The organism is Xylanimonas allomyrinae (assembly GCF_004135345.1).
Taxonomy (GTDB): Bacteria; Actinomycetota; Actinomycetes; order Actinomycetales; family Cellulomonadaceae; genus Xylanimonas; species Xylanimonas allomyrinae.
Map to the genome: position 1 here is coordinate 2,128,538 of NZ_CP035495.1, position 26,039 is coordinate 2,154,576.

Genomic DNA, 26,039 nt, shown 5'->3' on the forward strand with positions numbered 1-26,039 from the left:
CCGCCCAAAGATCGGATGTCTGCCCGTAGACTCGTGCTGTGGCCGTGACCGACGAGGCGATCCTCAAGATCAAGGAGATGCTCCTGGCGGGCGAGCTGCGCCCGGGCGACCGGCTTCCCCCCGAGAAGGAGCTGAGCGAGCGGCTCGGCCTGTCCCGCTCCTCGCTGCGCGAGGCGGTCAAGGCGCTCGAGGTGATCCGCGTCCTCGACGTGCGCCGCGGTGACGGCACCTACGTCACGAGCCTCGAACCGCGCCTGCTGCTCGAGGCCATCGGGTTCGTCGTCGACCTGCACCACGACGGCACGATCCTCGAGCTGTTCGAGGTGCGCCGCATCCTCGAGCCCGCCGCCGCCGCCCTCGCCACCCGCCGCGCGACACGCGAGGCGCTCGCGGAGCTCGGCGCGCTTGTCGCGGCCGTCGACCCGCACACGTCGGTCGAGAACCTCGTCGAGCACGACCTCGCGTTCCACCGCCGGATCGCCGACCTGTCGGGCAACTCCTACCTCAGCGGCATCCTCGACCAGCTCTCCAGCAGCACCCACCGCGCACGCATCTGGCGCGGGCTCACCGAGGCGGGCGCCGTCGGGCGCACGCTCGAGGAGCACCAGGCCATCCTCGACGCGATGCTCACGGGCGACTCCGACCTGGTGCGCTCACGCCTGACCACGCACATCGCGGGCGTCGAGACCTGGCTGGCCCGCGCCGCGGAACGCCCGGCCTGACGGCGCGGGACCCGACGGCGCCGGGCGGCCGCCCGCCCGGCGCCGCGGCCCGCTACTCGTACAGCACCGCGTCGATCTTCGGGTCGTCGATGTTGGACTTGTCGTACCAGTAGAACCCGGTGTCGATCGACGGCGGCAGGTCCTCGCCGTCGATCGCCTTGACGGCCGCCTTGACGAGCTCGGCGCCCATGCCGACCGGGTCCTGGGTGATCGCACCCGCCTCGAGCCCGCTCCGGATGGCGTCGATCTGCGCCTGCCCCGAGTCGAACCCGACGACGACGACCCCCGTCGTCCCGCTCTCCTGGATGCCCTTGACGATGCCGATCGCCGTCCCCTCGTTCGACCCGTAGATCCCGGCGATGTCGGGGTGGGCCTGGAGGATCGACTTGGTGATGTCGGCCGACTTCCCCTGGTCGCTCCCCCCGTACTGCACGGGCAGGAGCGTGATGCCGGGCGCGTTGGCCTTCATCCACTCGGCGAAGCCGTCGCGGCGGTCGGTGCCCGACTGGCTCGTCTGGTCGTGGACGACCATCGCGACGGTGCCCTTGCCGCCCACGAGGTCCGCCAGGTGCTTGGCGGCCTCGGCGGCGGCGGCCTTGTTGTCGGTCGCCGCGATGGTCAGCGGGATGTCGCTGTCGACGCCCGAGTCGAACGCGATGACCGGGATGCCCGCGCCCTTGGCCTGTTCGAGCAGGGGCGCGGCGGCGTTGGAGTCGATGGCGGCGAACCCGAGGGCGTCGGGCTTCTTCGTGATCGCGTTGCCGAGGATGTCGATCTGCCCCTCGATGTCGGTCTCGTCCGCCGGGCCGTCGAAGGTGATGCGGACGTTCTGCCGCTCCGCCTCCTCCTGCGCCCCTTGCTTGACGGCCTGCCAGAACTGGTGCTGGAAACCCTTCGAGACGATGGCGATGTACGGCGTGTCCTCCTCGGCGCCGGCACCGCTGCTGCAGGCCGCGAGCCCGAGCGCAAGGGCCAGCGCGGCCACGGCCGCTCCCGCACGTCGGATCTTCATCTGTCACTCCTTCATGAGTTGGTGCTGGGGCTGGAGCCGCCGCGACCGGTCGGCAGCGATGGTGCACCGCGCGCTCGCACGCCAGGGCGAGCGCGGGTCGTCTACGCCTCCCGCTTGCGGATGATGTCGGCGTACACGGCGACGAGGATCACGGCGCCGAGGATGACGTTCTGCCACTCCTGCGGGATCGACATGATCTGCAGGCCGTTGTTGAGCACGGAGATGATGAGCGCTCCGATGAGCGTCCCGACGATCGATCCCTTGCCGCCCGCGAGCGACGTGCCCCCGATGACGACGGCGGCGATGGCCTGCAGCTCGTAGCCCTGCCCCCCGGAGGGCTGCGCCGAGGCCAGCCGCGCGGAGATCATGACGCCGGCAAGACCGGTGAACACCCCGGCGAGCGTGTAGATCGCGATCTTCCAGCGGCGCACGTCGATGCCCGACAGCGCCGTCGCCTCCTCGTTGCTGCCGATGGCGTACGTGTACCGGCCCAGGAGCGTCGTGTTGAGCACGACGGCGCTGCCGACCGTGACGACCAGGAGCACGAGCACGGCGTTGGGGAAATCGAACCCCAGCAGGCTGCCGGTCGAGATCTTCGTGTAGCCCGGCGCGTCCTTGAAGTAGATGGGCGTGGTGTGCGAGACGACGAGCGCGAGCCCCTGGGCCACGAGCATCATCGCGAGCGTGGCGATGAACGGCGGGATCCGCAGCAGCGCCACGGTGACGCCGTTGAGCATGCCGATGAGCGCCCCGAACGCCAGCGTGCCGAGCACGCCCAACCAGACCGGAGCGCCCGCGTTCGTGATGAAGACGCCCGCCATCACCGCGCACAGCGTCATGCCGGTGCCGATCGACAGGTCGATGCCGCCCGCGATGATGACGAACGTCGTCCCCAGGGCGAGCGTGCCGATCACGACCGTCGAGAACAGGATGTTCGTGACGTTGCCGTAGGTGAAGAACGCCGGGTTCGCGAAGGAGAAGAACGCGACGATCACGATCAGGCTCGCGAAGGCCAGCAGCTGCTGGACGCGTTCGCGCAGGCGTGGGGTCCAGCCCGCCGCGGCGGCGCCGCGCGGGGCGATGTCGGTGACGGTGCTCATCGATGGTCCACCTTCGGGCGGTCGTCGGGAACGGTGCCGGGCCGGAGCGTCGCCAGGTGCATGACGCTCTCCTGGGTGGCGTCGGCGCGATCGAGCACGCCGGTGACGCGGCCCTCGGCCATGACGACGACGCGGTGCGCCAGGCGCAGCACCTCGGGCAGCTCGCTGGAGATCATGACGATCGAGGCGCCCTGCGCCGCGAGGTCCTGGAGCAACGCGTAGATCTCCTCCTTGGCCCCCACGTCGATCCCCCGCGTCGGCTCGTCGACGATCAGGACGTCGCAGCTCTTGAGGAGCCACCTGGCGATGACGACCTTCTGCTGGTTGCCGCCCGAGAGGTTCTTCACGCGCTGCGTCAGCGAGGGCGTGCGGATCGAGAGCGTCTCGACGAGCTCCCCGGCCCGCCGCCGGACGTCCGCCGCGCGCACGAGGCCGAGGCGGGTGAACCGCTCGGCGAGCGCGCTCAGGCCGATGTTCGTGGTCACGTCGTGATCGAGCAGCAGGCCCAGGCCCTTGCGGTCCTCCGACAGGTACCCGATGCGGTGCCGCGCGGCGTCGGCGGGGCTCGCGATCCGCACCGCCCGCCCCCGCAGCCGCACGGTCCCGGCGGTCGTCCGGTCGGCGCCGACGACGGCGCGCGCCACCTCGGTGCGACCCGCCCCCATGAGCCCCGCGACCGCGAGGATCTCGCCCTCGCGCACGTCGAAGCTCACGTCCCGCAGGAGGTCCCGGGTCGTCAGGCCCTCGACCTGGAGCACGACCGGCCGGTCCGCGCGCACGTCGCGCGGCTGCGCGTCCACGTCGATCGTGCGGCCGACCATGAGCGAGATGACCTCGCGCAGCGTCGTCGTGCGCGTGTCGAGCGTGTCGACGTAGCGGCCGTCGCGGATCACGGTGATGCGGTCGCTGACGGCCGTGAGCTCGTCCATGCGGTGCGAGATGTAGATGACGCCCGTCTCGGGGCTCGTGAAGCGCCGGATCAGGCCGTGCAGCGTCTCGACCTCGGCGTCGTTCAGGGCCGCGGTGGGCTCGTCCATGATGAGCACCCTCGCGTCGTACGACAGCGCCTTGGCGATCTCCACCATCTGCTGCTTCGCGACCGTCAGGCCCCCGACGACGGCCCGCACGTCGAGCGGCAGGCCCAGGCGCTCGACCAGCTCACCGGCCTGGCGCACGAGCGCCCGCTCGGACACGAACGGGCCCGTGCGCGGCTCCCGCCCGATCAGGATGTTCTGCGCCACCGTCAGATGCGGCAGCAGGTTGAACTCCTGGAAGATGATGCTGATGCCCTGCTGGAGCGCGTCCCGCGGGCCCGAGACCGTCAGCGGCTCCCCGCGCAGGCGGAACGTGCCGGCGTCGGGCGCGTGCACGCCCGACAAGAGCTTCATGAGCGTCGACTTGCCGGCCCCGTTCTCGCCCACCAGGGCGAGCACCTCCCCGTACCGCAGCGCCAGGTGCATGCCGTCGAGCGCGCGCACGCCGGGGAACCCCTTGCTGACGCCCTCGACCTCCAGCAGGTAGCCGCTCATCGCCCCTCCCCGGGGCCGGCGTCGAGCCCGTAGGCGCGCACCGCCGCACCGGCCAGCACCTGCGCCCGCTCGTCCGGCGCGAGCTCCGCGACCAGCCCGCGCACCACCGCCCAGTGCGGCCCGTACCCGCCGTCGGGCACCGTCATGGGCCAGTCGCCGCCGTACAGCAGCCGGGCAGGGCCGAACACGTCGAGCGCCACGTCCCACACGGGGCGCAGGGCCGCCGCGGTGAACGGCTGCCCGGCCTGCTGCAGCCCCGACACCTTGGCCACGGTGCCCGGCCGCGCCGCCACCTCGCGCAGCGCCCGCTCCCACTCCGCCATGGCTCCGGTGCCGCGCGGCGGCTTGCCCAGATGGTCGACGACGACGGTCAGCCCCGGCACCGCATCGGCGAGCGCCGCCACCGCGCCCAGGTGCCGCGGCCACGCGTCGGGCACGTCGAACGCCAGGCCGGCCTCGGCCACCAGCCGCAGGCTCGCCCGCACGGACGGCAGGGCGAGGAAGTCGCGCGGGTCGTCGTGGACCAGATGGCGCACCCCGCACAGGCGCTCGCCGTACGCCGCGAGCTGGGCGGCCGCCGTCGGCGGGTCGTCGAGCCGCACCCAGCCGACGACGCCCGCGACGACGCCGCCGCCGACCGGGTCGTCCGCCGCCGCGAGCATGGCGCGCGTGTCGGCCGTCGAGTCCTCGGCCTGGACCAGCACGGCCGCGTCGACACCGGCCGCGGTGAGCTCGGCACGCGCCTCCCCCACCGTGAACGTCCGGTCCAGCGGCCCCGGCGGGATCCACGCGTAGGCGCTCGCGGACCGGTCCCACAGGTGCAGGTGGCTGTCGAGGATCACACCGCCAGCCCTTCGCTCGCGAGCGCCGCCCACAGGGCCTCGGGCACGGGCCGGGCGAGGCGGGCGGCGTTCTGCCGCACCTGCTCGGGCCGCCCCCCGCCGACGACGACGGACGCGACGACGTCGGCGCGCAGCGGGTACTGCACGGCCGCGACGGGCAGGTCGACGTCGTGCTCACGACACACGGCGGCGATGCGTCGCACACGGGCCAGGAGCTCGGGGGCGGCCGGGCCGTAGTCGAAGCGCGCGTCGTCGGGCGGCTCGGAGCGGGCCGTGAGGCCCGAGTTGAACACGGCGGCGGCGACGACCCGCACGCCGTGGCGGCGGCAGGCGGGCAGCACCTGGGCCGCGGCGGAGGGGTCGGCGAGCGTGAACCGCCCGGCGATCATGAGCAGGTCGACGAGCCCCGAGCGTGCCGCGCGCAGCAGCGCCTCGTCGACCATCGACCCGACGCCGACCGCGCGCACCAGCCCGGCGTCGCGCAGCGCCGCCACGGCGGGCAGGCCCTCGCCCAGCCCGCGGTCGAGGTCGAACCGCTCGGGGTCGTGCAGGTAGACGACGTCGACGGCGTCCAGGCCGAGCCGCGCGAGCGACTCCTCGAGGCTGCGGCGCACGCCCGCCGCGGTCACGTCCCACTCGCGGCGCACGTCCGCGGGCACCGCGAAGCCCTCGGCCAGGTCGAGCGTGCCCGCGCCGGCGGGGTGGGGCACCAGGAGCCGCCCGACCTTGGTCGACACGACGTACTGGTCGCGCGGCTTGGTGCGCAGGAACGCTCCGAGCCGGCGCTCGGACAGGCCCAGCCCGTAGTGCGGTGCGGTGTCGAAGTGGCGGATGCCGGCGTCCCACGCAGCCTGGAGGATCGCGTGGGCGTCGTCGTCGGTCATGGCCCGGTAGAGGTTGCCCACGTTGGCGGCGCCGTAGCCGAGGCGCCCCGGGCCGGACAGGAAGCCGGTCAGCGCTGCGGCGCCCGGGCGCGCGGGCGGCGCGAGGTCGTCGTCCCGCGCGCCGGGGTCGGGCGCGGCGGGCTCAGGCATGGCGGTACGCCTCGATCGAGTCCGCGAGCATCTGCGCCCCGCTGCCCGGCGCGGTGGGCGTCTGGTAGCGGCCGCGCGTGACGACGGCGGGGGTCACGAAGTGCTCGTGCAGGTGGTCGACGTACTCGACCATGCGCCCCGCGGTCGTGCCCGAGACGGCGACGTAGTCGAACATCGACAGGTGCTGGACCACCTCGCACAGCCCGACGCCGCCCGCGTGGGGGCACACGCGCACGCCGAACTTGGCGGCCAGCAGGAGGTTCGCGACGTTCTCGTTGACGCCCGCGACGCGGCACCAGTCGAGCTGGAGCACGTCGATCGCCTGCGCCTGGAGGAGTTGCTTGAACACCACCCGGTTGGCGACGTGCTCGCCGGTGGCGACGGGGATCGGGCTGACCGCGCGCGCGATCGCCGCGTGGCCCAGCACGTCGTCGGGGCTCGTGGGCTCCTCGATCCAGGCGACGTCGTAGGGGGCCAGCGCGGCCATCCACTCGACGGCCTCGGCGACGTCCCACCGCTGGTTGGCGTCGACGGCGATGGCGACGCCGGGGCCGACGGCGTCGCGCGCGAGCGCGAGGCGCCGCACGTCGTCCGCGCGGTCGGCGCCCACCTTGAGCTTGATCTGGGTGAACCCGTCGGCGACCGCCTCGCGGCACAGGCGGACGAGCTTGGCGTCGTCGTAGCCGAGCCAGCCGGGCGTCGTGGTGTAGGCCGGGTAGCCGGTGGCCAGCAGGTCGGCCTCGCGCTCGGCGCGTCCGGGGAGCGCCTTCTCCAGCAGGTCGATCGCCTCGGCCGGCGTCAGGGCGTCGGACAGGTAGCGGAAGTCGACCAGGTCGACGATCTCGGCGGGGCTGAGCAAGGCGAGGACCTGCCACAGGGGCCGCCCCTCGCGCTTGGCGCGCAGGTCCCAGGCGGCGTTGACGACGGCGCCGATCGCCATGTGCGCGATGCCCTTCTCGGGGCCGAGCCAGCGCAGCTGGGAGTCGTGGACGAGCTCGCGCCACAGGCCGCCGAGGTCGGCGAGCGTCTCTTCGACGTCGCGGCCCAGGATGCGCTCGCGCAGCAGGTCGATGGCGGCGACCTGGACGTCGTTGCCGCGGCCGATGGTGAACACGAACCCGTGCCCCGTCAGGCCGTCGCCGGCGTCGGTGCCCAGCCGCAGGTAGGCGGCCGAGTAGTCGGGGTCGGGGTTCATGGCGTCGGAGCCGTCGAGCGACAGCGACGTCGGGAAGCGCACGTCGTCGGTGGCGAACGTGGTGAAACGACTCACGGTGATCCTTCGGGCTTGGCGTGCACGTCGTGGGTGGTGAGAGACGTCACACGATAAACATCGGATGTCTGCGCCGTCAACGAGATGACATCTCCGTTCTTGCTCGCCTAGGCTGGCCGAGACATCAGACCCACTCGTTCGTCCTGAGGCGCAGCGGCCTCGCGGCGTGAACGGAGCAGCATGCGATTCGCCCGACTCGGCCCGCGCGGCGCCGAACGTCCCGCGCTCGTCCACGACGGGACCACCTACGACCTGTCCGGCATCACCCCCGACATCGACGGCGCCTTCCTGTCGGACGACGGGCCGCGGCGCGCCGCCGCAGCCCTCGCCGCCGGCCTGCTCCCGCGCCTCGACACCACCGGGCTGCGCACGGGCGCCCCGATCGCCCGGCCCGGCGCCGTCATCTGTGTGGGCCTCAACTACGCGGCGCACGCCGCCGAGTCCGGGGTCGCGCCCCCGGACGCACCGGTCATGTTCCTCAAGACGCCCTCGACCGTCGTCGGCCCCGACGACGACGTCGTCATCCCGCGCGGCAGCGTCGCGACCGACTGGGAGGTCGAGCTCGGCGTCGTCATCGGCCGGCATGCGAGCTACCTCGACTCCCCCGGCCAGGCGCTCGCGCACGTCGCCGGGTTCGTGCTCGCCAACGACCTGTCGGAGCGCACCTTCCAGCTCCAGGACTCGGGCGGGCAGTGGAGCAAGGGCAAGTGCGCGCCCGGTTTCAACCCGACCGGCCCGTGGCTCGTCACCCCCGACGAGCTCGACCACCGCGCGCTGCGCCTGCGCAGCTGGGTCAACGGCGAGCCCCGCCAGGACTCGACGACGGCCGACATGATCTTCGGCGTCGAGCACCTCGTGCACCACCTGTCGCAGTACCTGGCGCTCGAACCCGGCGACCTCGTCCTGACCGGCACCCCGGAGGGCGTCGCGCTCAGCGGGCGGTTCCCCTACCTCGCCCCCGGCGACGTCGTCGAGCTGGAGATCGACGGCCTCGGCCGCCAACGCCAGGAGGTCCGCGCCTGGTCGCCGCCCGAGGGCGGGCGCACGGTCGGCGCGGCAGCCACCGCGGGGCGGGCACGATGAGCGCCGACCTCGACGGCCTGGTCGCCGTCGTCACGGGCGGCGCGAGCGGCATCGGCGCCGCCGTCGCCACCACGCTCCAGCGTCGCGGCGCGCGCGTCGCCGTGCTCGACCGAGACCCCGCCGGCGCCCCCGCCGGCACGCTCGCCGTGCGCGCCGACGTCTCCGACGACGCCTCGGTGCGCGACGCCGTCGCGACGGTCGTGCGCGAGCTGGGCCGGCTCGACATCCTCGTCAACAACGCCGGCGTCGGCGCGCAGGGCACCGTGGCCGACAACCCCGACGACGAATGGCGGCGCGTGCTCGACGTCAACGTGCTCGGCGCCGTGCGCGTCAGCCGCGCCGCGCTCCCCCACCTGCGGCGCTCGCCGTCGGCCGCCATCGTCAACACGGGGTCGATCGCCGCGACCGCGGGCCTGCCGCAGCGTGCGCTGTACAGCGCCAGCAAGGGCGCGGTGCTCGCGCTGACCCGCGCGATGGCCGCCGACCACCTGCCCGAGGGCGTCCGCGTCAACTGCGTCAACCCCGGCACCGCGGACACCCCGTGGATCGGGCGGCTGCTCGCGCACGCCGACGACCCGGCCGCCGAGCGCGCCGCGCTCGAGGCACGCCAGCCGCACGGGCGCCTCGTCGACCCGCAGGAGGTCGCCGACGCCGTCGCCTACCTCGCGAGCCCCGCCGCGGGCTCGACCACCGGAACCGCCCTGGCCGTCGACGGCGGGATGAACGACCTGCGGCTGCGGCCGCGAACCTGAACGGGAGGGTCCGGCATGCGCGTCGCCCTGTTCGCCACCTGCTACAACGACACGGTGTGGCCGCAGACGCCCCAGGCCGTGGTGACCGTGCTCGAGCGCCTCGGCTGCACCGTCGAGTTCCCGCTCGGTCAGACGTGCTGCGGCCAGATGCTCACCAACACCGGGTACGGCCGCGAGGCGCTGCCCCTGGTCGAGCGGTTCGCGGACGTGTTCGAGGGGTACGACGCCGTCGTGGCGCCGTCGGGCTCGTGCGTCGGCTCGGTGCGCCACCAGCACGCGACCGTGGCACGCCGGTGCGGTCAGCACGCGCTCGCCGAGCGCGCGACGGCGCGGGCCCGCACCGTCTTCGAGCTCAGCGAGTTCCTGGTCGACGTGCTCGGCGTGACCGACGTCGGGGCGGCGTTCCCGCACCGCGTCACCTACCACCCGACGTGCCACTCGCTGCGCATGCTGGGCGTGGGCGACCGGCCGCTGCGGCTGCTGCGGGCCGTGCGGGGCATCGACCTCGTCGAGCTGCCGGCGGCCGAGGAGTGCTGCGGGTTCGGCGGGACGTTCGCCGTCAAGAACGCCGCGGTGTCGGTCGCGATGGGCGCCGACAAGGCCCGGCACGTGCGCGAGACCGGCGCGGAGGTGCTGGTCGCGGGCGACAACTCCTGCCTGGCCCACATCGGCGGGCTGCTCGGCCGCCAGCGCGCCGGGGTACGCGTCATGCACCTGGCCGAGGTGCTGGCCGCCACCGAGGAGGTGGCCGCGTGACGGGCACCTTCGTCGGGATGCCGGCGTTCCCCACGGCCGCGCGGCGGGCCCTCGACGACGCCCAGCTACGCCGCAACCTGCACCACGCCACGCACACCATCCGCGCGAAGCGGGCCCGCGCCGTCGCCGAGGTCGACCAGTGGGAGCGGCTGCGCAGCAACGGCGCGGCGATCAAGGACCACACGCTCACCCACCTCGACACCTACCTCACCCAGCTCGAGGAGTCGCTGACGCGAGCCGGGGCGAGCGTGCACTGGGCGCGCGACGCCGAGGAGGCCAACCGGATCGTGACGGGCCTGGTCCGCGCCACGGGCACCGACGAGGTCGTCAAGGTCAAGTCGATGGCGACGCAGGAGATCGAGCTCAACCAGGCGCTCGAGCAGGCCGGGATCCGGGCGTGGGAGACGGACCTGGCCGAGCTCATCGTGCAGCTCGGCCACGACCAGCCCAGCCACATCCTCGTCCCGGCGATCCACCGCAACCGGGCCGAGATCCGCGAGATCTTCCTGCGCGAGATGGGCCAGGTCGGGGTGGGCGCACCCGCCGACCTGACGTCCGAGCCCGCCCGGCTCGCCGAGGCCGCGCGGGGCCACCTGCGCGAGAAGTTCCTGCGGGCGAAGGTCGCGGTGTGCGGGGCGAACTTCGCCGTGGCGCAGACCGGCACGCTCGTCGTCGTGGAGTCCGAGGGCAACGGGCGCATGTGCCTCACGCTGCCCGAGACGCTCATCGCCGTCGTCGGCATCGAGAAGGTGGTGCCCACGTTCGCCGACCTCGACGTGTTCCTCCAGCTCCTGCCGCGCAGCTCGACCGGGGAACGCATGAACCCGTACACCTCGATGTGGACGGGGGTCACGCCCGGCGACGGCCCGCAGGCCGTCCACGTCGTGCTGCTCGACAACGGCCGCACCGACGCGCTCGCCGACGACCTCGGGCGCCAGGCGCTGCGGTGCATCCGCTGCTCGGCGTGCCTCAACGTCTGCCCCGTGTACGAACGGGTGGGCGGGCACGCCTACGGCTCGGTGTACCCCGGGCCGATCGGCGCCGTGCTCAACCCCCTGATCCGCGGCACGACGTCGGCGGTGGACAGGGCGCTGCCCTCGGCGTCGTCGCTGTGCGGCGCCTGCTTCGACGCCTGCCCGGTGCGGATCGAGATCCCCGACCTACTGGTGCGGCTGCGCACCCGCGTGGTAGACGAGAAGCGTGGCGGCCTGCCGACCCCTGAGGCGCTGGCGATGAAGGCTACGGCCTGGACCCTCGCGTCGCCCGCGCGCCTGGAGGGCGCCCAGCGAGTGAGCGCGCTCGCCGGGCGTGCGCTGCGCGGGCGCGAGCGGATCGGCAGGCTGCCCGGACCACTGGCCGCCTGGAGCGACGCGCGCGACGCGCCCGTGCCGGCTCCCGAGACGTTCCGGTCGTGGTGGAAGCGCGAGAGGGGCGAGCGATGAGCGCGCGCGACGACGTCCTGGGCCGGGTGCGGGCGGCACTGCGCACCGCGGACCGACTGCCGGCGCCCGACCGGAGTGACGGCGCGGGAGACGACACGGGAGACGACACGGGAGACGACGCGGTCGCGGGCGCGGCCGACGTCGCCGCGCTGTTCACCGCGCGGGTCGAGGACTACCGCGCGACCGTCGTCCGCGTGGCTCCCGCCGACGTCGCGGCGGCCGTGCGGGACGCGCTCGGGGCGGCGCGGCGCGTCGTCGTGCCGCCGGGCCTGCCGCCCGCATGGCTGGGGGACGTCGCTGCCGACGTCGACGACGACGCCGACGCCGCCGCGCTCGACCGCGTCGACGCGGTCGTCACGGGCGCGACGCTGGGCATCGCAGTGACGGGCACGATCGTGCTCGACCACGGGCCGGGCCAGGGGCGGCGCGCGCTGAGCCTGGTGCCCGACCTGCACGTGTGCGTGGTGCGCGAGGCCGATCTGGTGCCGGACGTCCCCGAGGCCGTCGCCCGCCTGGCGGCGCCCGTGCGCGCGGGGCGCCCGCTGACGTGGATCAGCGGGCCGTCCGCGACGAGCGACATCGAGCTGGAGCGTGTCGAGGGAGTGCACGGGCCGCGCACCCTGCGCGTCGTCCTGATAAAGTGATATCAGTTTGGTATCACAGGATGACGAAGAGGGAGACCGATGTCCGACATCAGCGTTGCCGCCCACCCCGTAGGCCACCAGGGCGTGCGCGTCGACGTCGACGAGCGCCCCGCCTGGACGCTCGGCACCGGCCCGGCCGCCGCGGCCCTCCTCCTGGCCCTCGGCGGCCTCGTGCTGGCCGTCGTCCTGTGGGTCCGCGCCGACGCCGACGGCAGCGCGGCGCTCGGCTCGCTCGGCGCCGTCGTCTTCCTGGCCGCCCTCGTGCTGTGCTCCGGGATCACCGTCATCAGCCCGGGCAGCACCCGCGTCGTGCAGTTCTTCGGCAGGTACGTCGGGACGATCCGGCACACCGGCCTGCTGTACACCGTGCCGCTGTCGCTGCGCCGGCGCGTGTCCGTCCGCGTGCGCAACTTCGAGACCAGCGAGCTGAAGGTCAACGACGCCGACGGCAACCCGATCAACATCGCGGCCATCGTCGTCTGGCAGGTCGCCGACACCGCCAAGGCGGTCTTCGGCGTCGAGGACTACCAGGACTTCGTGCGCGTCCAGTCGGAGTCCGCGCTGCGGCACATGGCCATGGCCCACCCCTACGACGAGCCCGAGGCCGGCGAGAGCTCGCTGCGCGGGGCCACCGACGTCGTCTCGGGAGAGATCGCGGCCGAGGTCGCCGCCCGCATCGGCCTCGCCGGCGTCGAGGTCATCGAGGCCCGCATCTCCAACCTCGCCTACGCCCCCGAGATCGCCCAAGCCATGCTGCAGCGCCAGCAGGCCGGGGCGATCATCGCCGCCCGGCACCGCATCGTCGAGGGCGCCGTCTCCATGGTCGAGGACGCCCTCGCACGCCTCGAACGCGACTCCGTCGTCACCCTCGACGACGAACGCCGGGCCACCATGGTGTCCAACCTGCTCGTCGTGCTGTGCGGCGACAGTCGCGTCAGCCCTGTCATCAACACGGGGTCGCTCTACCAGTGACCGCCCCGGACGAACCGCGCGACGAGCCCCCGCAGGCATCCGCCCGCGAGCGCAAGGCCGTCCTGCTGCGGCTCGACCCCGCCGTCCACGGCGCGCTCGCGCGCTGGGCCGCCGACGACCTGCGCAGCCTCAACGCCCAGATCGACTGGGTGCTGCGCGACGCGCTCGCGCGCGCGGGCCGCACGCCTGCCGGGCTGCGGCCCGCGCGGCGGCGCGGGCGTCCTCCGGCGGACGACCCGCCGCCCGCTGACCGCGCCACCCGCTGACCGCGCCCGCTGACCGCGCCGCCCCCGGACCCGCACACGACGGCGTCGCGCGACGACCGGCCACCGACACGCGACGCACGGGACGCGACGCCCGCCCCTACGCTCGGGTGCCATGGCACGACGACGACCCGGGTGGGTGCCACACCAGCACGGCGCGTGGGCCATGCTCGCGCTGCCGTTCGCCGTCGGCGCCTGGCGCGGCATCGCCGCCCACGGCCCGCGCCCCGCGCTGGTCGCGCTGCTGGTGACGTGGTTCGTCGGCTACTTCGCCTACGACGCCGTCGGGCTGTGGCTCAAGTCGCGGCGCAAGGCACGCTACGCGCGGCCCGCGCAGGTGTACGCCGTGGCGGCCGCGGCGACGGGCCTGACGACCGTCGCGCTCGACGCGCGCCTGCTGTGGTGGGCGCCCTGGTTCGTGCCCCTGCTCGCGGTGGGCCTGTGGGCGTCGGCGCACCGTTCGGAGCGGACGGTGCTGGCCGGCGGAGCGCTGGTCGCGGCAGCCTCGCTCATGACGCTCGTCGCCGCCGCGGCCTGCCTCCCGCCCGCCGCACCGGCCGGCTGGGACGCGTCGCTCGTGCCCGTGGCCGGCGCGGCGGGGTTCGTGCTGGCGTACCTGTTCGGCACCGTGCTGTACGTCAAGTCGATGATCCGCGAGCGCGGCGTGCGCTCCTACGCCGTCGCCTCGGTCGCCTACCACGCCGTGGTCTGCGCGGTGGCGGGCGTGTCGGCCGTGCTGCACGACCTGACGTGGTGGTGGGCGACGGCGCTGCTCGCGGTGCTGACGGTGCGCGCGTGGGCGGTGCTCGGCCGCGCCGTGACCCCGCTCGCGCTGGGCCTCGGCGAGGTCGCCGCGTCCGCGGCGGTGCTCGCGGTGGCCGTGGCGCTGCACTGACGGCGCAGCAGCGGCCCTACGCGGGTGCGCCGGTGAGATCGGCCTCCCGCGGCGCCGGCACGCCGCCCGCCTCCCCCGCCCCGTGCCCCGGCACGACGAGCGCGGCGATCGCCGTCGTGATCGGGATGGCGAGCACGAGGCCGATCGAGGCGACGAGCGTCCGCACCACCTCGTCGGCGATCTGCCCCGACCCGACCGCGTTGAGCACCGGCTGGTCCATGAGCCACAGGTTCATCAGCACCGCGAGCGCCGCGCCCACGTACGCGAAGGCCATGGTGTAGACGGTCGAGGCGATGTGGTCGCGGCCGATGCGCATCGCGCGGGCGAACAGCACCCGCCGCGGGGTGTGCGGCGCGGCCTCGCGCAGCTCCCACACGGCCGACGCCTGCGTGATGGTCACGTCGTTGAGCACGCCCATGCCGGCCAGCACGAGCCCGCACAGCGCGATCTGCGGCAGCGTCACGCCGGGCGCGATCTGCGGCAGCCACATGGCCTCCTCGCTGGTCGCGCCGGTCAGCCGGGCGGCACCGACCGCCCACACCCCGATGCCCGAGGTGAGCCCGAGCCCGACGAGCGTGCCCAGCAGCGCCGTCGTCGTGCGTGCCGAGAACCCGTGCGCGAGGAACATGACGACGAACATGACGGCCGACGACGTCACGAGCGCCACGAGGAGGGCGTTCTGCGCGGCGAGCAGCGCGGGGATCGTGAACCCCACCACGACGGCGAACGCGATTGCCAGGCCCGCGAGCGCGGCCAGGCCGCGCCATCGCGCGACGGCGAGCACGACCGCGACGAACGCGGCGACCAGCAGCCCGAGCGGCGCCTTGCGCTCGAAGTCGATGAACACGTACGGGTCGCTCTGGCCGGCCTGGGCGACGAACAGGGCCGTCACCCGGTCCCCCGGCTCGATGAGGATCCACCGGTCGGGCGACTGCAGGGTCGACTCGCTGCCGTCCGCGGCGCGGATCGGGAACGACCCGGTCACCTCGTCGCGCGGGCCGGTGACGGTCACGGTCTCGAACCACGTGCCCTCGGCCGTGACGGGCGCACGCTCGGGACGGCGTCCCGGTCGGGCCAGAGCGCGACCATGCCCCACACGGTCGCGAGCATCGCCGGCAGGAGGATCAGGGCGAGCACGAGACGGGTGCGGGACGGAACGGGGGTTGCCGGCCCGTGGGCGTGCGGGTGTCGTGCCTCAGCCATGCGGCCCAGGCTGGCATCGCGGCCCGGCCGCGCCGCCGAGGCGCGCGGGGCTGGCGGCGGGTGTCAGCCCTGGCGGGCCTTGATCCGCGGGTTCTGCTTGTTGATGACGTAGAGCTTGCCGCGGCGTCGCACGACCTTCGAGCCGGGCACCTTCTTGAGTGCGCGCAGCGAACGACGGACCTTCATCGCGGGCCTCCCTTGGCGTCGTGCGGGTGTCCATCTTCGTGTCCCGTCCTCGGGGCGAGGACGCTCGCATGCGGCGCGGCCGGCCACGCCCGAGGTCCGTGTCAACGAAGGACGGCCCCCTGCGATTCCCGAGAGCCGCCGCAGGCCCTCCCCGGGATCCGCGGCAAGGCCGTCGCCGGCCTACTGCACCGGCCGCGGCGGACGGTTGCCGTCCTCGACCAGGACGAGGATGCCGGAGATCAGGCCGCAGAAGATCAGCGTGCACACGCCGAGCGCCGTGTGCTTGTACGGGTCTTTCGCCGCCTTGTGGAGACTGATCGTCATCGGGACGAACCAGGCGGCGGCGATCACACCGAACCCCAACGTGAAGACGATCGTGATGCCCAGCATCGCCCAGTTGATGATGGCGGCCGCGAGGTAGAGGCCGCTACCGGTGTAGGCGAGGCCGCCACCGGTGTACGCGGGCTGCTGGTACGGCGACGGCTGCTGGTACGAGGGAGCGGGCTGCTGGTGGACGAGGGCAGCCGTCGGATCCGCGTAGGGCACCGGATCGGACGTGGGCACACCGTACGGTTCAGGCGGTACCGGCGACGACGACGCGGACGGGTTGCTCGGGGGCTGGTCTGGTGGCGTGGTCATGAGCCGCACCGTATCGGGACGACGACGAGTCGTAGTGCCCGGAGTCCGCAACCTACGAACCCCGTCCAGCCGGCTGTACACATCGTCCCGGTGGTGCCTGCGACCTGGCGCCGCGACCGGGCCGCCACCGATCGGTGCCGGACGACGGCGCGCGCGGGACACGGTCGCCCGTGGGAGGCTCAGAGCCGACTGCCCGCCCTCTTTCACGGCGGCGCCCCGACGACGAGGAGCGGCACGATGACCGATGCGAAGCCCGGCTGGTACGACGACGGGACCGGCACCCAGCGCTGGTGGGACGGGCAGCAGTGGACCGACCAGACGCAGCAGGCGCTACCCGCCGAGGGTCTCGGCGGGGTCATCGACCGGATCCAGGCGGAGGCCACCTCGGGCGCCCGCCCGCGGCAGGCGGGCGCCGGGATGAGCTACGTCGTCCTCCAGGTCATCCTCAAAGAGAAGATGTGGGGAACCGGCTCGGGCAACCTCACGGAGCTGGAGCAGGCGATCAACAGCCAGGCCGCGCTCGGGTACCGGTTGCACACGATCACCACCGCGTCGTCGGGCAGCAAGGGCCTCGGCGGCGGCGACCGGATCCAGGCGACGCTGGTCTTCGAGAAGCTCGTCTGAGCGCCGGCGGACGCCGACGCCGCATGTGACGTCACCGACATCGCCGCGGCCCGGCGCTCGTGCCGCGGCTGGTCGCCGCGCCCGGTCCGGGGCGACCCGGCCGGCAGGCCCGCGCAGGGGCGCGCGGGCCGCTCCACCCTGCGTCACCTGCGCGCGCGCCACGCCTGGCGTGCTGCCCGGGCGACGAGCCGGCGGCTGACCACCTTCGCCGCACGTGGCGGTCGCATCGCCGGGACGTGACGATCTTGGGGGCCAGACCCCGACGTCACCCGCTCGCGACCGGGGGCTACACTCCACCGCGGCGCCGCACCGCGCGCCACGAGTTAAACCTTTTCGCGCCATCGGCGCCCTGTCCGCCCTCCGGGCGTGCTAGGGCGCCGAGCGGTGTCGCGAGGAGTGCCGCGAGAAGAGCCATGGACCAGGGGGTGGATCAGTGGCGGCCAGCCTACTGGTGTGCGTCGTCGGCGAACGTGGTCGAGGCCTCGACGACGACGTTCTCGCCGGGGCCGCCGTGCTGCCGCGCACCGGCGCCGACATCGACGCCACCCTGCGGTCGCACGCCGCACCGCACGTCGTCGTCCTCGCCGAGCGGCGCGACGAGGCGCTCGCCCTGCGCCTGGGGGCCGCCATGACCGACCGCGGCCGCAGCGTCGCGGTGCGCGTCCTGCCCCACGGTCCCGCCGCCGTCCTCGTCCTCGCCCTCAACGCGGCGCGGCTGGAGTGCGACGCCGGCCAGGTCGTCGGCTGGCTCGACGCGGCGGCGCCCCGCACGTGGAGCGGCGCCTGGGTCCCCTCGGTCGCCAACCTGGAGGACCCGGCGCCGAGCGTCGCCGAGCACCTACGGGGATACCTGCCCGCGGGCCCGGGCTTCGTCGTCGGCCTCGCGGGTCACGACGGCCGCGCCATCGTCAAGGCCTCCGCCGTGCCCGCCCCCGCCGGCCGGGAGCCACGCCCCCACGTGTTCGTCACCGCTGCGACGTCCGACGCCGTCGCGCGAGCGCTGCTGGGCGCGTCGGGTGCCGCGAACCTCGCTCCGCTGCCGTTCGGCGCCGACGCCGCGGCACGGCGTTTCGGTCACCGTGCCGCCGTCGAGGGCGTCGCGCTGCCGGCCGACCCGCTGACCCTCGTGCCGCACGTGCGCGAGACCTGCCGCGTGTGCGGGGCGGCGGTCGCCACCGCCTACTGCTCGTTCTGCCGTGTGCGGCCCGTGTCGCTCGGCTCGCTCGTCCCCGGAGGTGCCCTGTGAACCCGCGCCAACGACGCGGCGTCGTCTTCGTGAGCCTGGCGGGCGTGATGGCGCTCGTCGTGTTCGTCGCGGTCGCGCTCTTCGTCGCCAGCGTCAACAGCAAGGTCGGTGACCTGGTCACGGTCTACCGCGCCGCGGACGACCTGCCCGCGTACGCCGAGATCACCGAGGGCTCGGTGACCGGCGAGGAGGTCCCCCGCCGCTGGGTCTCGGACAACGCCGTCGTCCGGCCCGAGGACCTCGTGGGCCGCCGCGTCGCGTTCAACGTGGCCGGGGGCACGATGCTCAGCGACGACATGCTCGTCCCGGCGTCGGACCTCGCGCCCGACGAGCGCGAGATCGCGGTCAACGTCGACTCCGTCACCGGGATCGCCGACCGCGTCGCCCCCGGCGACCGGGTGGACATCTACGCCGTGTTCGCGGACGTGCCCGGCCTGCCCAAGCAGGTGCGCGTGCTCGTGCGCGACGTGCGGGTCGTCTCGGTGCGCGGCTCGCAGGTCGCGGTCGACGAGGACAGCCCCACGGGCCAGTCGAGCGTCATCCCCGTGACCCTGGCGCTCTCGCCGAACGACGCGCTCGCCGTCACGTACGCCGCGTCGTTCGCGGCCGAGGTGCGGCTCGTGGGCCTGCCGGTCGGATCGAGCGAGGACCGCGCCGGCGAGAACGGCGACTTCGACGCCGGGGACCTCGGCGGCCAGGCGATTCCGGAAGGGGGCCGGGGCTGATGGCCGGTTCGATCGTCATCGGCTGCGTGGACCAGACGCTCGCCTACGAGCTGCGCGCGCAGCTGGCCGAGCTCGCCGACGTCGAGATCGTCGGCATCGCCGAGTCGACCAGCGAGCTCGCCGAGCTCGTCGTCGCGCTCGAACCGAACGTCGTGCTCGTCCACGACCAGCTCGGGCCGGCCCGCGCGCACCAGGTGGTGCGCGACCTCGGTCTGCGCAGGCCGGGCACCGTGGCCGTCGTCGTGTCGGGCGACCCCGACGCCGAGGCGCTGGCCGCGGCGATGGACGCGGGCGCGCGCGGCGTGCTGACCTACCCGCTCTCGTTCGAGGCCGTCCAGCAACGCGTCACCAACGCCCTCGAGTGGTCGCGCCAGATCCAGGGCATGCTCACCGCGGCGGGCGACGGCGAGGTGAGCGCGCGCGGGCGTGCGACCGTCCTGGGGGTGACCGGGTCGAAGGGCGGCGTCGGCACCTCGTCGATCGTCACCCACCTGGCCTGGGACCTGCGCCGCCGCACGCCCGACCTGAAGATCGTCGTCGTCGACGCCGACCTCGAGAAGGGCGACGTCACCAGCTACCTCGCCGCCAGCGCCCGCACCTCGCTCGCCGACCTCGCCAAGGTCGCCGACGACCTCTCGCCGCGCACCGTGGAGGACGCCGTCTACGAGCACGAGTCGGGCCTGCACCTGCTCCTGCCGCCCGACGACGTGCGTGACGTGGAGTGGATCACGCCCCAGGCCGTCCGCCAGGTCCTGTTCCTGCTGCGCCAGCTCTACGACGTCGTGATCGTCGACGCGGGCGCGCACGTCACGCCCGTCCAGGCGGCCGTCGTGGAGGTCGCCGACGAGGTCGTCCAGGTCGTCACGCCGGACCTGGTGAGCCTGCGGGCGCTGCGCCGCAACCTGGGCTGGTGGGAGTCGCTCGGCGTGCGCAAGACGGAGTCGGTCCACGTCCTGGTCAACCGTCGCACGACGTCGGACGAGGTCCAGCTCGAGGCGATCACCCAGCTCGCGCCCGCCGCCGTCATGACGACGTCGGTGCCGCACGTGGGTCGCCGCCTCGAGACGGCGACGAACTCCCGGGCGCCGCACCTGGCGGACTCGGACGAGTGGTGGAACGCGCTGCGCGCGGTCGGCGACGAGCTCCACCTGCTGCGGGCGGTCGCCGCTCCCGCCGCCACCGGGTCCGGCCGCCGGTGGGCTCGCTCCGACGAGAGCGCGCCGACGACGTCGGCCGGCGCCGCCGCACCCCGCCGGTCGCGCAAGGCGCTGCGAGAGAGCGAGACGGGCGCGGTGTCGCTCGAGCTCCTCGGCGTGCTCCCGGTCCTCGTCGTGCTCCTGCTGCTGCTCGCACAGGTCGCCGCGACCAGCCTGACCTACGTGTGGGCCGGGCACGGCGCCGCGGCCGCCGCGCACGCCGCCGCCGTCGACCACCTGAACACGGCCGAGGTGACGGCTCAGGCCCGTGATGCGGTCCCGGCCGGGCTGCGCGACGACGTCGACGTCACGGTCGGCGCGTACGACGCGGCGGCCGGGGCCGTCGAGGTCACCGTCACCGCGCCCGTGCCGCTGTTCGTCCCCGGCGCGGCGGGCACGCCCTGGGACGTGACGGTGCGCCGGCAGGTGGTGACCGAGCCGTGAAGCAGCCAGACGACGAGCGCGGCGCCAGCACGATCGAGGTGCTCGGCGCGATCCCGGCGGTCGTCCTCGTGATCCTCGTCGTGGTCCAGGTGTGCGCGTTCGTGTGGACCGTCACCGCGGCCGACCAGGCCGTGCGCGACGGCGCCCGCGCGCTGTCCCTCGGCGGGTCTCCCGCGCAGGTCGCCGCCGCCGTCGAGCGCTCGCTGCCGGGCGGGCTCGATGCCCGGTCCCTGGACGTCGTCGGCGAGCGGGTCATGCTCCAGGTGGACGTGCCCCGGTTGCCCGTGGTCCCGGCCATGACCATCACGCGTGACGCCTCGATGCCGAGGACGGCGCGATGAGGGGGTTCTCGGAGTGGGCGCCGGCCCGGCCGGTGGCGCAGGCGTCGTCCGCCATCCACCGCAGCGATCTCGACGAGGGGTTGGTTGCGCTGTTCCGGCGCAAGCTGCTCGAGGAGGTCGATCTGCATGAGCTGGCGCGTCTGGACGCGGGCCAGCGGCGTGTGCGCCTGGAGCGGGTCGTGGCGCACCTGGTCTCGACCGAGGGCGTCATCCTCACGACGCGTGAGCGCAACGCGCTCATCCGCCGTGTGGTCGACGAGGCGGTGGGACTGGGCGTGCTCGAACCGCTGCTCGCGGACGAGACGGTCTCGGAGATCATGATCAACGGGCACCAGACGATCTACGTGGAACGCTTCGGCCAGGTCGAACGCGTCCCGACGGCGTTCGCCTCCGAGGAACAGCTGCGCCAGACGATCGACCGCATCGTCTCGACCGTCAACCGGCGTGTGGACGAGTCCAGCCCGATGGTCGACGCCCGCCTGCCCGCCGACGACCGCATGCCACGCGGCGCCCGCGTGCACGTGGTGCTCCCACCGCTGGCCCTGGGCGGACCGACCGTGACGATCCGCCTGTTCCCCAAGGCGTACGGCCTGGACGAGCTGCTCAACCGGCGCAGCCTCGACCAGACCACGGCCGAGCTCCTGGCGGCGTGCGTGCGGGCGCGGCTCAACATCATCGTCTCGGGCGGCACCTCGTCAGGCAAGACGACGCTGCTCAACGCACTGTCGGCGTTCATCCAGCCGCGTCAACGCATCATCACCATCGAGGACGCCGCCGAGCTCTCACTCTCCCAGGAGCACGTGGTGCGCCTGGAGACACGCCCGGCCAACGTCGAGGGCCGCGGCCAGGTCACGATCCGTGACCTGGTCCGCAACGCGCTGCGCATGCGCCCCGACCGGGTCATCGTCGGGGAGGTCCGTGGCGGTGAGGCCCTCGACATGCTCCAGGCCATGAACACCGGCCACGAGGGCTCGCTCGCGACCGTGCACGCCAACACCACGGTCGACGCGCTGATCCGCCTGGAGACGCTCGCGTCGATGAGTGACGTCGAGGTCCCCTTCACCGCCCTGCGCGACCAGGTCAACGGCGCGGTCGACATCGTCGTCCAGCTCCTGCGCGGCTCGGACGGCGCCCGCCGGGTCGTCGCCGTCGACTGGGTCTCCTCACGACACCGCGAGGACTTCCGCGTCGACCACCTCATGCACTGGGACCCCGAAGGCATCGGCGAGTCCGGCACACGCGGACGCTTCGTCGTCCACCCACTACCCCCACCCCTGCTCGACCGCCTCCGCATCGCCGGGGAGCCGCTGGGGACGCCGCTGGCCAGCCAGGGAGCGGTCTCATGATCCTCGCGCTCGTCCTCGCCGGGTCGGTGCTGCTGTGCGCCTTCCTGGTCGCCGGGCTCGTCGAGCTCGCGACCGTCGCCCAGCGCCGCCGCGACCTGGTGCGCGCACTGGAGTCGGAGGACGACACCACGTTCGCCCACCGGCTCACCCGCTGGGACCGGTCCTTCCGCCGCACCCGGCCGGGGCACTGGGTCGAGCGGCAGCTCGTGCTCGCCGGCGAGGAGCACCGCCGTCCGCTCGTCGTCGTCGCCGTCGCCGTCGCGGGCGGCCTCGCACTGGGCTGGGTCCTCGCGGTCACGCTCGCGCCGGCCTTCGGCGCCGTCGGCCTGGTCGCCATCGTCATCGGGACTCGTTGGTACCTCGATCGCGGGCGTGAGCGGCGTCGCGAGCAGTTCGTCGCGCAGATGCCCGAGCTCGCACGGGTCCTGTCGAACGCGACGAGCGCGGGCCTGTCGATCACCGGTGCGATCGGCGTCGCCGCGTCCGAGCTCGCCGCGCCGGCCGGGGCCGAGCTGGCCCGCGTCTCGTCGCGTCTGCGGTTCGGGGCCGGGCTGGAGGACGCAATGAAGGAGCTCGAGGAGCGCCTGCCCTCGCGCGAGGTCGCGGTGCTCGTCTCCACCCTGCTGGTCAGTGCCCGCAGCGGCGGCTCCCTGGTCACGGCGTTGCGGGACATCGCCGACACGCTCGAGGAGCGCAAGGAGGTGCGCCGCGAGATCCGCACCACGCTCGCCGAGTCCACCTCGACCGGCTACCTCGTCATCCTGCTCGGGTTCGGCCTGCTGTTCCTCCTCAACACCATCCAGCCCGGCACCGTCCAGGCCATGACGACCCACTGGGTGGGCCAGCTCGCCCTCCTGGTCTCCGGCTCCATGTTCGCGGGCGGGTTCCTGCTCATCCGCCGCATGACGAGGCTCGAGCCGTGACGCCGCTGCTGCTCATGGTCGTCGGCGGCGCGGCGGCCGCGGCCGCGACCGTGCTGCTGCTCGTCGGCCTGCGCTGGGCGCGCTCGGACGCGCTGGACATCCTGGAGGTCGACGACCTCACGCTGCTGCGCAAGGAGCAGCGGCGCCGGGCCGAGGGTGAGGGCCTGATCTCGCGGCTCGCGCGCGCCCAGGTGCCCCGGCTTCGCCGCTTGCTCGGCCCGGCTCGCATCGCGAGCCTGCAGCGGCGGATCGACGAGGCCGGCCGCCCCGACGGGCTGACCGTCGACCTGTTCCTGCAGCAGTGCGCGTTCTGGGCGGTGCTCGTGCTGCCGATCGTGTTCCTGTTCCTCGTCCAGGGGAACTTCCTCATGATCCCGCTGTGCGCCGTCGTCCCCGTGCTGCTGCCCCTGGTGCGGGTGGCGGCCGAGCAGCGCAAGCGGCGCGAGCGCATGGAGCGCGACCTGCCCGACTTCCTCGACGTGCTCGCCGTGACCGTCATGGCCGGTGTGACGTTCCGCGCGGCGCTCGCCCGCGTGGCCGCCCGCTTCGACGGACCCCTCTCGGAGGAGGTCACCCTGACGCTGCACCAGATCGCCAACGGCGCCTCGGTGCGCGAGGCGTTCGACGACATGCGGCGCCGCTCCTCCTCGGAGCCGGTGTCGCAGTTCGTGGGCGCTCTGCTCCAGTCCCAGGAGCTCGGCGCGCCGTTGGCCGAGTCTCTCGGGCAGATCGCCGAGGACATCCGGCGCGACTCGGCGCAGCGGCAGAAGCAGGCGGCCGCCAAGATGTCGCCCCGGGTGACGCTGGTCAGCTCGATGATCCTGCTGCCCGCGGCCCTGATCCTGGTGCTGGTGGGCCTCGTGCTGGGCCTGGACGTCGACTTCGGCGCCCTGCTGGGCGGCCTGGGATGACGACGCACGTGGTGGCGAGCGACGCCGACGAATACACCCGCCGGTTCGTCGGGGTGAGCATGCTCGTGCGCCTGCTGGCGATCCTCGTCGCGTTCGTCGGGCTCGTCGGCCAGACGATGACGCTGCCGGTGCTCGCGTGCGCCGTCGCGCTCACCGCGAGCGGCCTGGCGGTGCTGATGTCCGAGCGGGTCGCGGCGTTCCTCGCCGAGCACCCGTTCGCGTTCGTCGCCGACGTGCTGGTCACGCTCGCCGTCATCGCCGTCCTCGGCACCGAGACCCCGTTCGTCCTGGTCACGATCTCGACGGCGATCGTCGTCGGCTTCCTGCTGCAGCCCGCGCTCGCCGCGCTGTGCGCCGTCGTGCTGGTGGCCGGCTACCTGCTCGTCGAGACGCTCCAGCCGCCCGCGGTCGCAGGGTTCATGCTCACCGCAGGGGTCCCCGCTCTGTACGTCGGCGCGGTCGCCGTCGGCGGAGCCGCGCGCCACGCCCACCGGGCGCACGTCGCGGCGTCCCGCCAGGCGGGCGAGGCTCTGCTGGCCGCCGCCGCGGCCGAGGAGCGCGCCCGGCTCGCCCGCGAGATGCACGACTCGCTGGGCAAGACGCTGCACGGGATCGCGCTGGGCGCCCAGGCGCTGCCCCGCGTCGTGGAGCGTGACCCCGCCCGGGCTCAGGGCTTCGCCGCCGAGCTGGCCCAGGGCGCGAACCGCGCGGCGCTCGAGGCCCGCCAGCTCCTGGCCCGCATGCGCGCGGACCAGCCCGACCGGCCGCTCGCCGAGGTGCTGCGCAGCCAGTGCGACGCCTGGCAGCGGGAGTCGGGCGTGCCCTGCCACTTCCGCACCGACGGCGCCGTCGACCTGTCGACCTCCGCGCGCTACGAGCTCCTGGCGATCGTGGCCGAGGCCCTGGAGAACGCCCGCCGCCACGCAAACGCACGGCTCGTCACCGTCCGTCTCACGGGCCACGCCGACGGCGGCCTGGAAGCCGTCGTGACCGACGACGGCGCCGGCTTCGTCGTCGGCCCGCGCGCCCGGAGCCCGCACGGGCACTTCGGCCTCACAGGCATGGCCGAGCGAGCGGCCTTCGCCGGGCTCTCGCTCCAGGTGCGTTCGACCCCCGCAGGCGGCACCACCGTGGTCGTCTCCCACCCCGGGCACGCAAGGGAGGCCGCATGACGACGGGCACCGTCGGCGTCGTGATCGTCGACGACAACGCCGTGATCCGCATGGGCCTGCGGGCGCTGCTGGGCACCTCGGACCGCGTCGAGGTCGTCGGCGAGGCGCAGGACGGCGAGGAGGCGGTGCGGGTCGTCACGGAGCTGAGCCCCGACGTGACGCTGCTCGACGTCCGGCTGCCCGGTGGCCGCGACGGGGTCCAGGTGCTGTCCGCCATCCGCGACCGCACGCGCGTCCTCATGCTCACGTCCTCCGAGTCCCCCGACGTCGTCCATGCGGCGCTGACGGGCGGCGCTCACGGGTACCTCGTCCACGGCCACTTCGCGGCCGAGGAGCTCGAGCAGGCCGTGCGGACGGTCGCCGCAGGCGGGATGCTGCTCGCCGGCCCCGCCGCCGAGCTGGTACGCCGGGGCCTGCCGGCGCCGACCCCGCCCCATGCCCCGCGCGTGGGAGCGCAGGCCCTCGGGCTGTCGGTGCGCGAGGTCGAGGTGATGGACCTCATCGCCGACGGCCTGGACAACCGCACCATCTCCACCGTGCTGTTCGTGTCCGAGAAGACGGTGAAGAACCACGTCAACCACATCTTTGCCAAGCTCCGCGTCCAGACGCGAGCGGAGGCGATCGTGGCCTGGCTGGGCCCGGAAGTGGGCCCGGAGGTGGGCCCGGACATGAGCCCAGGCATGAGCCCAGGCATGAGCCCACGGACCCGCGACGGGCACGACCAGGCTCGTTAAGTTCCTCCACGTCACGAAGGAAGCCGGTCATCG

At 74.0% G+C, this 26,039-nt stretch carries 29 protein-coding genes; 19 read left to right on the forward strand and 10 right to left on the reverse strand.

What is annotated here, in order from left to right:
- Positions 1–38 precede the first annotated feature (38 nt).
- A complete protein-coding gene (locus ET495_RS09660) occupies positions 39–722 on the forward strand; it encodes a FadR/GntR family transcriptional regulator (RefSeq protein WP_129204570.1) in 684 nt (227 codons plus the stop codon).
- A gap of 52 nt (positions 723–774) precedes the next feature.
- On the opposite strand, the gene ET495_RS09665 is transcribed toward ET495_RS09660, so the two are convergent.
- From ET495_RS09665 to ET495_RS09690, 6 genes are all read right to left on the reverse strand, one after another.
- Positions 775–1,734 carry an ABC transporter substrate-binding protein gene (locus ET495_RS09665; RefSeq protein WP_129204572.1) on the reverse strand — a complete coding sequence of 320 codons (960 nt, stop codon included), beginning with the start codon at positions 1,732–1,734 and terminating at the stop codon, positions 775–777.
- A gap of 101 nt (positions 1,735–1,835) precedes the next feature.
- A complete protein-coding gene (locus ET495_RS09670; protein ID WP_129204574.1) occupies positions 1,836–2,834 on the reverse strand; it encodes an ABC transporter permease in 999 nt (332 codons plus the stop codon).
- On the reverse strand, positions 2,831–4,363 hold the full coding sequence (locus tag ET495_RS09675; RefSeq protein ID WP_129204575.1) for a sugar ABC transporter ATP-binding protein: 1,533 nt from the start codon (positions 4,361–4,363) through the stop codon (positions 2,831–2,833). Before ET495_RS09675 ends, ET495_RS09670 begins: the two co-directional genes overlap by 4 nt.
- The gene (locus ET495_RS09680) at positions 4,360–5,205 is read right to left on the reverse strand and encodes an amidohydrolase family protein (protein WP_129204577.1); all 846 of its coding nucleotides are present in this window, start codon (positions 5,203–5,205) and stop codon (positions 4,360–4,362) included. Before ET495_RS09680 ends, ET495_RS09675 begins: the two co-directional genes overlap by 4 nt.
- Positions 5,202–6,239 (reverse strand): aldo/keto reductase, encoded by a 1,038-nt coding sequence (locus tag ET495_RS09685; RefSeq protein WP_129204578.1) that lies wholly within the window; start codon positions 6,237–6,239, stop codon positions 5,202–5,204. The genes ET495_RS09680 and ET495_RS09685 overlap by 4 nt, the downstream gene beginning before the upstream one ends.
- On the reverse strand, positions 6,232–7,509 hold the full coding sequence (locus ET495_RS09690; protein WP_245993006.1) for an enolase C-terminal domain-like protein: 1,278 nt from the start codon (positions 7,507–7,509) through the stop codon (positions 6,232–6,234). The genes ET495_RS09685 and ET495_RS09690 overlap by 8 nt, the downstream gene beginning before the upstream one ends.
- A 180-nt stretch (positions 7,510–7,689) precedes the next feature.
- Here ET495_RS09690 and ET495_RS09695 point away from each other — a divergent pair, with 180 nt between their 5' ends.
- The 8 genes from ET495_RS09695 to ET495_RS09730 all read left to right on the forward strand — a co-directional run bounded on the left by ET495_RS09695 (position 7,690) and on the right by ET495_RS09730 (position 14,316).
- Positions 7,690–8,592 carry a fumarylacetoacetate hydrolase family protein gene (locus ET495_RS09695; protein WP_129204580.1) on the forward strand — a complete coding sequence of 301 codons (903 nt, stop codon included), beginning with the start codon at positions 7,690–7,692 and terminating at the stop codon, positions 8,590–8,592.
- Positions 8,589–9,344, forward strand: a complete 756-nt coding sequence (locus tag ET495_RS09700; protein ID WP_129204581.1) for an SDR family NAD(P)-dependent oxidoreductase — start codon at positions 8,589–8,591, stop codon at positions 9,342–9,344. Before ET495_RS09695 ends, ET495_RS09700 begins: the two co-directional genes overlap by 4 nt.
- Before the next feature lie 15 nt (positions 9,345–9,359).
- Positions 9,360–10,100: a (Fe-S)-binding protein gene (locus ET495_RS09705; RefSeq protein ID WP_129204583.1), complete on the forward strand. Its 741-nt coding sequence runs from the start codon at positions 9,360–9,362 to the stop codon at positions 10,098–10,100.
- A 17-nt stretch (positions 10,101–10,117) separates the two neighbouring features.
- Positions 10,118–11,542 (forward strand): LutB/LldF family L-lactate oxidation iron-sulfur protein, encoded by a 1,425-nt coding sequence (locus ET495_RS09710; protein WP_129205972.1) that lies wholly within the window; start codon positions 10,118–10,120, stop codon positions 11,540–11,542.
- Positions 11,539–12,186: a LutC/YkgG family protein gene (locus tag ET495_RS09715; protein ID WP_129204585.1), complete on the forward strand. Its 648-nt coding sequence runs from the start codon at positions 11,539–11,541 to the stop codon at positions 12,184–12,186. The genes ET495_RS09710 and ET495_RS09715 overlap by 4 nt, the downstream gene beginning before the upstream one ends.
- Positions 12,187–12,225: 39 nt before the next feature.
- On the forward strand, positions 12,226–13,158 hold the full coding sequence (locus tag ET495_RS09720) for an SPFH domain-containing protein (protein WP_129204587.1): 933 nt from the start codon (positions 12,226–12,228) through the stop codon (positions 13,156–13,158).
- On the forward strand, positions 13,155–13,424 hold the full coding sequence (locus ET495_RS09725; protein ID WP_129204589.1) for a type II toxin-antitoxin system antitoxin: 270 nt from the start codon (positions 13,155–13,157) through the stop codon (positions 13,422–13,424). The genes ET495_RS09720 and ET495_RS09725 overlap by 4 nt, the downstream gene beginning before the upstream one ends.
- Before the next feature lie 112 nt (positions 13,425–13,536).
- A complete protein-coding gene (locus ET495_RS09730; RefSeq protein ID WP_129204591.1) occupies positions 13,537–14,316 on the forward strand; it encodes a YwiC-like family protein in 780 nt (259 codons plus the stop codon).
- 16 nt (positions 14,317–14,332) lie between these two features.
- Here ET495_RS09730 and ET495_RS09735 read toward each other — a convergent pair whose 3' ends face one another.
- The 4 genes from ET495_RS09735 to ET495_RS09745 all read right to left on the reverse strand — a co-directional run bounded on the left by ET495_RS09735 (position 14,333) and on the right by ET495_RS09745 (position 16,344).
- A complete protein-coding gene (locus ET495_RS09735; RefSeq protein ID WP_245993007.1) occupies positions 14,333–15,328 on the reverse strand; it encodes a YibE/F family protein in 996 nt (331 codons plus the stop codon).
- A complete protein-coding gene (locus ET495_RS18700; protein WP_245993008.1) occupies positions 15,325–15,519 on the reverse strand; it encodes a hypothetical protein in 195 nt (64 codons plus the stop codon). Before ET495_RS18700 ends, ET495_RS09735 begins: the two co-directional genes overlap by 4 nt.
- 63 nt (positions 15,520–15,582) lie before the next feature.
- A complete protein-coding gene (locus tag ET495_RS09740; protein WP_129204593.1) occupies positions 15,583–15,705 on the reverse strand; it encodes a ribosomal protein bL36 in 123 nt (40 codons plus the stop codon).
- Positions 15,706–15,885: 180 nt separating this feature from the next.
- A complete protein-coding gene (locus tag ET495_RS09745; RefSeq protein WP_129204595.1) occupies positions 15,886–16,344 on the reverse strand; it encodes a hypothetical protein in 459 nt (152 codons plus the stop codon).
- Positions 16,345–16,581: 237 nt separating this feature from the next.
- On the opposite strand from ET495_RS09745, the gene ET495_RS09750 reads away from it, so the two are divergent.
- The 10 genes from ET495_RS09750 (at position 16,582) to ET495_RS09795 (ending at position 26,006) form a co-directional block, all read left to right on the forward strand.
- Positions 16,582–16,968 carry a DUF2510 domain-containing protein gene (locus ET495_RS09750; protein ID WP_129204597.1) on the forward strand — a complete coding sequence of 129 codons (387 nt, stop codon included), beginning with the start codon at positions 16,582–16,584 and terminating at the stop codon, positions 16,966–16,968.
- Between the two features lie 433 nt (positions 16,969–17,401).
- Positions 17,402–18,214 (forward strand): hypothetical protein, encoded by an 813-nt coding sequence (locus ET495_RS09755; protein WP_129204599.1) that lies wholly within the window; start codon positions 17,402–17,404, stop codon positions 18,212–18,214.
- A complete protein-coding gene (cpaB, locus tag ET495_RS09760) occupies positions 18,211–18,939 on the forward strand; it encodes a Flp pilus assembly protein CpaB (RefSeq protein WP_129204601.1) in 729 nt (242 codons plus the stop codon). The genes ET495_RS09755 and cpaB overlap by 4 nt, the downstream gene beginning before the upstream one ends.
- Positions 18,939–20,579 (forward strand): CpaE/TadZ family protein, encoded by a 1,641-nt coding sequence (locus ET495_RS09765; protein ID WP_129204602.1) that lies wholly within the window; start codon positions 18,939–18,941, stop codon positions 20,577–20,579. The genes cpaB and ET495_RS09765 overlap by 1 nt, the downstream gene beginning before the upstream one ends.
- Positions 20,576–20,920 carry a TadE/TadG family type IV pilus assembly protein gene (locus ET495_RS09770; RefSeq protein ID WP_162616428.1) on the forward strand — a complete coding sequence of 115 codons (345 nt, stop codon included), beginning with the start codon at positions 20,576–20,578 and terminating at the stop codon, positions 20,918–20,920. The genes ET495_RS09765 and ET495_RS09770 overlap by 4 nt, the downstream gene beginning before the upstream one ends.
- Complete coding sequence (locus ET495_RS09775; protein ID WP_129204606.1) at positions 20,917–22,266, forward strand: TadA family conjugal transfer-associated ATPase; 1,350 nt, start codon at positions 20,917–20,919, stop codon at positions 22,264–22,266. The genes ET495_RS09770 and ET495_RS09775 overlap by 4 nt, the downstream gene beginning before the upstream one ends.
- Entirely contained in the window at positions 22,263–23,189 is a 927-nt protein-coding gene (locus ET495_RS09780) for a type II secretion system F family protein (RefSeq protein WP_129204607.1), read from the forward strand. The genes ET495_RS09775 and ET495_RS09780 overlap by 4 nt, the downstream gene beginning before the upstream one ends.
- Positions 23,186–24,100 carry a type II secretion system F family protein gene (locus ET495_RS09785; RefSeq protein ID WP_129204609.1) on the forward strand — a complete coding sequence of 305 codons (915 nt, stop codon included), beginning with the start codon at positions 23,186–23,188 and terminating at the stop codon, positions 24,098–24,100. The genes ET495_RS09780 and ET495_RS09785 overlap by 4 nt, the downstream gene beginning before the upstream one ends.
- Complete coding sequence (locus ET495_RS09790) at positions 24,097–25,272, forward strand: sensor histidine kinase (protein WP_129204611.1); 1,176 nt, start codon at positions 24,097–24,099, stop codon at positions 25,270–25,272. Before ET495_RS09785 ends, ET495_RS09790 begins: the two co-directional genes overlap by 4 nt.
- Positions 25,269–26,006 (forward strand): response regulator, encoded by a 738-nt coding sequence (locus ET495_RS09795; protein ID WP_129204612.1) that lies wholly within the window; start codon positions 25,269–25,271, stop codon positions 26,004–26,006. The genes ET495_RS09790 and ET495_RS09795 overlap by 4 nt, the downstream gene beginning before the upstream one ends.
- The last annotated feature ends 33 nt before the right edge of the window (positions 26,007–26,039 follow it).